Origin of the sequence: Ventrimonas faecis (genome assembly GCF_040096075.1) — a bacterium.
GTDB classification, from domain to species: domain Bacteria; phylum Bacillota; class Clostridia; order Lachnospirales; family Lachnospiraceae; genus Brotaphodocola; species Brotaphodocola faecis.
In genome coordinates this window covers 1-1,724 of sequence record NZ_JBBMFJ010000069.1, presented here as the reverse complement: position 1 = coordinate 1,724, position 1,724 = coordinate 1, and the positions used below count along the sequence as shown (strand labels likewise).

Here is a 1,724-nt window from a genome sequence, read left to right as displayed (position 1 = left end):
TTGATATGCTCCCTTCTAGGTAGACAAGTGAAATAATAAAAACTTGTCACTTAGGAGAGAGCATATTTTATGTCTAAAAGAAAAGTATCTGTTGAAGATAAGATATATGCTGTAAATCTATATCTGGATGGAAAAGAAAGCCAACGGCGAATTGCCGATATGTTTGATGTAAGTTTCGCATCTGTCCAACAATGGATTCGAAATTATGAATCTATGGGAGCAGATGCATTCACATTGAAAGGGAATAAAAAATATTCCAAAGAATTGAAACAACAAGCAGTCTTAGATTATTTAGCAGGCTATGGTTCTCAAGATGATATTTGCAAAAAATACGGGATCCGTTCAAAAGGTAAGTTACAAACTTGGATAAGGAAGTATAATGGTCATGAAGAATTAAAATCTTCTGGAACAGGAGGAAGTATTATCATGACCAAAGGAAGAAAAACCACTTTTGAAGAACGGGTTGAAATAGTACAGTATTGTATCGCACATGATCGTAATTATGCCCAAACAGCAGAACAATATCAGGTGTCCTATCAACAGGCTCGCAATTATATAGTCAAATACGAAGCTGGTGGAGTGGAAGCTTTAAGAGATAACCGTGGCAAACGAAAACGTCCCGATGAGATGAGTGAATTAGAAAAGCTGCGTGCTGAAGTTAAAATTTTAAAAGCAGAGAAAGAACGTGCTGAAATGGAGGCATCTTTTTTAAAAAAACTCGAAGAAATAGAGAGGAGGCGGGGCTAAGCCTGGTCCGTCATGAACATATATATCAGGCAATCAAAGAAGAACATGAAGATCATAATTATTCAGTTGCTGCACTTTGTAAACTTGGTAATGTTTCTAGAGCAGCTTATTATAAATGGCTACACAGAGAAATTCCTAAAAGTGAGCAAAAGAATAGGTTTATTGCTGACGAGATAGAAAAGATTCATACAGACTCACCGGATAAAGGCTACCGAAGGATCAGAGATGATTTGGAACGATATCATGATATTGATGTAAACGATAAACGTGTGCTACGCATTTGCCGTAAACTTAATATAAAATCAACTATCAAGTATTCTAACAACGGATGCACAAGACAGGCTGCAATCCCTCAGTACATAGCTGAAAACATACTTAATCGGGAGTTCACTGCCAAAGCACCAAATGAAAAATGGCTCACTGATGTGACAGAATTCCATTATTATATTGGGATGGAAAAACATAAAGTTTATCTAAGTGCAATACTGGATCTATATGATAGACGGATTGTTTCGTATGTTATTCGTGATAAGAACAACAATGCTTTGGTGTTTGATACGGTAGACAATGCTTTACTTAGAAATCCTGGTGCGCAGCCACTGTTTCACAGTGACCGGGGATTCCAATATACGAACAGAACATTTCATACAAAACTTGTAAATGCTGGAATAATACAAAGCATGTCGCGAGTTGCTAAATGTATCGACAATGGACCAATGGAAGGCTTTTGGGGAATTCTGAAGAGAGAGCGATACTATGGAAAACGGTTCACTGATAGAGGTACTCTCGTAAAAATGATCGAAGATTATATAGATTACTACAACAATAAACGCTTGCAAAGGAATCTCGGAATTTTAACACCAATGGAAAAATACGAAATTTACTTGCAAGCTGCATAAAAACTGCCAGCAGATAAGTTTCTGCTGGCAGGAAAAATTTATATTTTTTCAATTGTCTACTTGACGGGGAGCAGTTCA

2 protein-coding genes are annotated in these 1,724 nt (G+C 36.8%); both read left to right on the top strand.

All coding sequences use genetic code 11. The features are described from left to right. The first annotated feature begins 69 nt into the window (after positions 1-69). Positions 70-747 (top strand): helix-turn-helix domain-containing protein, encoded by a 678-nt coding sequence (locus tag WMO41_RS15790; protein WP_349230590.1) that lies wholly within the window; start codon positions 70-72, stop codon positions 745-747. After that, a complete protein-coding gene (locus WMO41_RS15785; RefSeq protein ID WP_349230591.1) occupies positions 702-1,646 on the top strand; it encodes an IS3 family transposase in 945 nt (314 codons plus the stop codon). Before WMO41_RS15790 ends, WMO41_RS15785 begins: the two co-directional genes overlap by 46 nt. Positions 1,647-1,724 lie beyond the last annotated feature (78 nt).